General features: G+C 62.6%; 4 protein-coding genes and 1 pseudogene. 4 read left to right on the forward strand and 1 reads right to left on the reverse strand.

Annotation, left to right across the window (positions count from 1 at the left end):
* Positions 1 to 216, reverse strand: a pseudogene (locus tag IBX54_RS13145) (ISL3 family transposase); the annotation flags it as partial.
* Between IBX54_RS13145 and IBX54_RS13150 the strand changes: the two are divergent.
* The 4 genes from IBX54_RS13150 (at position 215) to IBX54_RS13165 (ending at position 4,058) form a co-directional block, all read left to right on the forward strand.
* Entirely contained in the window at positions 215 to 472 is a 258-nt protein-coding gene (locus IBX54_RS13150) for a hypothetical protein (RefSeq protein WP_296543109.1), read from the forward strand. The pseudogene IBX54_RS13145 and the gene IBX54_RS13150 overlap by 2 nt on opposite strands.
* A 460-nt stretch (positions 473 to 932) precedes the next feature.
* A complete protein-coding gene (locus tag IBX54_RS13155; protein WP_296543112.1) occupies positions 933 to 1,442 on the forward strand; it encodes a DUF882 domain-containing protein in 510 nt (169 codons plus the stop codon).
* Between the two features lie 40 nt (positions 1,443 to 1,482).
* A complete protein-coding gene (locus IBX54_RS13160) occupies positions 1,483 to 1,842 on the forward strand; it encodes a DUF167 family protein (protein ID WP_296543110.1) in 360 nt (119 codons plus the stop codon).
* A 53-nt stretch (positions 1,843 to 1,895) separates the two neighbouring features.
* Positions 1,896 to 4,058 carry a thioredoxin family protein gene (locus tag IBX54_RS13165; RefSeq protein WP_296543111.1) on the forward strand — a complete coding sequence of 721 codons (2,163 nt, stop codon included), beginning with the start codon at positions 1,896 to 1,898 and terminating at the stop codon, positions 4,056 to 4,058.
* Positions 4,059 to 4,214: the final 156 nt, after the last annotated feature.

A 4,214-nucleotide genomic window follows, 5' to 3' on the forward strand; every position in this document is an offset into this window, starting at 1 on the left:
AACCACGAAACCCCAGAATGGCACGAACTCGAAGCGCCTCACCGTCAAATGATCGTAGGTCGGCGCCGATGTGTGACAGATGGAGCATTTCCCCTTGGAGTTGCTTCGTTCGCGCACCTCGACTTCGATACTGTTGGCGGACTTGTTCAGACGCGCGATGACGTAGACGAAGCCGGGAAAGTGGTAACACTGGTTCAGTAGCGAGATCAAACGCATGCCAAGAAAACTCAAGGAAAAATTGGCCCCTATCGTAGCCACGCCAGACCTAGCCAGCTACTGCCCGGATTTGGCGATTTGGGCACCAAGTTGGTGTGGCGAGGAGCGTGACGTTATCCCGGGCGAGCAGATCGTTGCCGTGTTCACGCCATTTCTGCTGGATCCGCTGGCCCAAGGTCTGACGCGTAAGACCCGCAACCTGCACCGCGACAACTTGTGGTTGCTCGGGGGGCGAAATCATTCGCGACATCAATGACACGCCCAAGCTCAGAAAGCGAGCAGTTGCAGATTTGATCAGCCAGGCTATCGCCAACGACGAAGGGCCGCTGATCCATGGTGGCTTCTCGCAGCAGGAGCAGCGCTCGTTTGATTCGACTTGCAAAAAACTCAACCGATTCCTGGCTGCTCACGGCCATAGCAATCTGGGGTAGGCCACGCACACCACCGGGCTGGTGTTAGTGGATTGGCTGTTCAGGGTGATTTCTATTTCAACGGCTGTTGGAAAGCGCTAGCGCGCTGAAGGTTCCAAACGGCGAGCGGTGGCTTGTCGACGAGGGCGGCTCTTCTGAGCAGCCGGGGAAATACACAATGATCTGTCAAAATCTACCCACAAATTACCCGGACGAACCTCCTTAAAATGCGGTCCCATGACACACCAGATACTGTTTCCCCTTCAGCCCTCGCGCCGGTTTTTTTTACATCGCTGCGCACAAGCCATGCTGCTCGGCGGCGCACTGGGACTGGCTGGCCGGTCAGCGCGGGCAGCCGTGCCCGGTGTTCGCAGCCTGATGCTCGACCACACCCACACGCACGAACGCATCGACCTGGTGTACGCCAGCGGCGATCACTATGTGCCGCAGGCGCTGGGCTCGCTGAACCATTTCCTGCGTGACCATTACTCGGGCGAGGTCGGCCAGATCGACCCGCAGTTGTTCGACCTGCTGCACAACGTGCGCCAGCTGCTGGGCAGCCAGGTGCCGCTGTCGTATCAAATCATTTCGGGCTACCGCGGCCCGCTCACCAATGCCCGGTTGCGCAACACGCGCGGCGGCGGCGTGGCCAAGCGCAGCCTGCACATGGAGGGCAAGGCCATCGACATCCGCCTGCCCGGCGTGCCACTGGCCGAGCTGCGCGACGCGGCCCTGTCGCTGAAAGCTGGCGGCGTGGGTTATTACCCGCGCGACCAGTTTGTCCATATCGACACCGGGCGCGTGCGCTCCTGGTAGCCCCTGGTGGCTGCCTGATGCAGGTCAGTATCATCACCCCATGTCTCAAAAACGCGCCCGCAACCTCACCGGTGACTCCTTCTTCGCCTGGGATGGCGATGTGCTGGTGGTCAACATTCTGGGCAAACCCAGCGCCAGCAAGAATGCCATTGGCAAACCTTACGGCAAACAGCTCAAGGTCAGCGTCTGCGCCGCGCCCGTGGCCGGGCGTGCCACCGACCACATGGTGCGCTTTCTGGCACCGCTTTTTGGCGTGACAGCGGCTGACATCGAAGTGGTGTTCGGCCGCATGAATGTCAACAAGCAGTTGCGCATCAAGGCGCCGACCAAACTCCCGCCGGTCTTCGCCAAACCGGCTGAACAGACCTCCCTGTTCCCGGCCAACGACACACAGGATTGAGGCGCCGCAGCCACCTGCGGAACTTCACGACCTGCCACGTCTCCTACCACGCCATGACCCACCTCAAACGCCTGCTGCCGTCGTTCGCGGCCCTGTTCTTCATCGCTTTTTGTGCGCTGGCCACAGGGGCCCGAGCGCAGGAAATTGTCAAGAATACGGTCACCACCGAGCAGGTGCAAGCCGAGCTGATGGCCCATGCGCCTGACGGCATCGAGCCCGGCAAGACGGTCTGGGTCGGCCTGCAACTCAAGCACCAGCCCGAATGGCATACCTACTGGAAAAATTCGGGCGACTCCGGCCTGGCCACCTCGCTCAGCTGGACACTGCCTGCCGGTGTGCTCGCCGGCGACATCGCCTGGCCGCTGCCGGTCAAGATTCCGATTGGCAACCTGGCCAACTACGGCTATGACGGCACTATTTTGTTGCCGGTGCCACTGACCATCACGCCGGATTTCAAAGCCTCTGTTTTAAATCCAGAACTTGAAGTGAAACTGCAGGCCAACTGGCTGGTGTGCAAGCTCGAGTGCGTGCCGCAAGACGGCACTTTTGTGCTGCGCCTGCCGCTCAAGAGCTCCACCGCCAGCAACGCCGCAGCCTTTGATGCCGCCTTCAAGGCGCAGCCGGTCGCCCTTGCGCAAGCCAGCAGTATTAGCCTTGCCGGTCACACCTTGAACGTGTCCGTGGCCGGCCTGCCAGTCAGCCTGCACGGCAAAACCCTCGAATTTTTCCCGGAAACACCTGAAATCATCGAGACTGCGGGCCAATGGACACAAAGCTGGCAGGGCGCCGTCTGGACCGCCGCTGTCCCCATGGCGCAGCACCGCGCCGGCAGCCCGGAGGTGATGCCGCTGGTGCTGGCCGGACAAGTGGGCCGTGAACGTCTGGGCTTTGTCACCCAGGCCAAGGTGAGCGGCGAATGGCCCGCTGATGCGCCCACGGCGGTGGCGGGTGCGACCAACACAGCACTGAACCCGACAGGGCTCGGCCCGTCCGCCAATGCCCCGTTGAGCCTGCCCACTTCACTCTGGCTCGCGCTGCTGGGTGCCTTGCTGGGCGGCATGATTCTGAACCTGATGCCCTGCGTGTTTCCGGTGTTGGCCATCAAGGTGGTGGGCTTTGCGCGGCATGGCACCAACCAGCGCCGCCAGCGCGTCGGCGGGCTGGCCTACAGCGCGGGCGTGGTGCTGTCGTTTGTCGCGCTGGGTGCGCTGATGCTGGCGCTGCGCAGTGCCGGCGAGCAACTGGGCTGGGGCTTTCAGCTGCAGTCGCCCGCCGTGGTGGCGGCGTTGGCGGTGCTGTTCACCGTGATCGGGCTCAATCTGGCAGGCTTGTTCGAATTTAGCCAGTTCGTGCCCAGCAGCGTGGCCACACTGGAGGCCAAAAACCCGTCGGTGAATGCCTTCTTGTCGGGCATTCTGGCGGTGGTGATCGCATCGCCCTGCACCGCGCCCTTCATGGGCGCTTCGTTGGGCTTGGCGCTGGCGCTGCCCGCAGGGCAAGCGCTGGCGATTTTTGCCATGTTGGGAATTGGCATGGCGCTGCCCTATCTGGCGGCCAGCTGGTCGCCAGCACTGGCGCGCCAATTGCCGCGTCCGGGGGCCTGGATGAACACCTTCCGCCATGCCATGGCCTTCCCCATGTTTGCCACCGTGGTCTGGCTGGTCTGGGTGTTGGGCCAGCAAAGCGGCATCGACGGCGCCGCCGCCCTGCTGGCGCTGCTGCTGAGCCTGGCGCTGGTGATCTGGGCGTTGGGCTTGCAGGGCCGCAGCCGCGTGGTGATGGCAACGCTGTCGGGCGCGGCGCTGGCGTTTTTGCTGGGATCCATTGGCCACAATGTCACCAAACCTCTGGAAAACTTCGGCACCACGGCCAGCACAGCGCTGTGGCAACCCTGGACGCCGGGCAAGGTGGAGCAGGCGCTGGCCTCGGGCGCACCAGTGTTTGTCGATTTCACCGCGGCCTGGTGCGTGACCTGCCAGTACAACAAGAATGCCACACTCGCCAACGATGAGGTGCTGGCCGACTTCGCTGAGCGCAAAGTCACGCTGCTGCGCGCCGACTGGACGCGCCGCGACCCAACAATTACCGCCGCGCTGGCGCAGTTAGGGCGCAACGGCGTGCCGGTGTATGTGCTTTACCAAAACGGACATGCGCCCGTGGTGCTGTCGGAAATCCTGTCGGTGGGCGAGGTGCGCGGCGCGCTGGCAACGCTTTGATTTACATGACTCCAGCGCGATGCCCCAAATCATGGAAGAGTACCGTCATCGCGAGCCGTCCGTTACCGGCTTGATACCGCACACGGATATTGAACAGGGAAGCCGTCACTGCGAGCCATCCGTACCCGGCCCGATACCGCACACGGACCTTGAACA

Source organism: Rhodoferax sp., from assembly GCF_014859475.1.
Taxonomy (GTDB): Bacteria; Pseudomonadota; Gammaproteobacteria; order Burkholderiales; family Burkholderiaceae_C; genus Rhodoferax.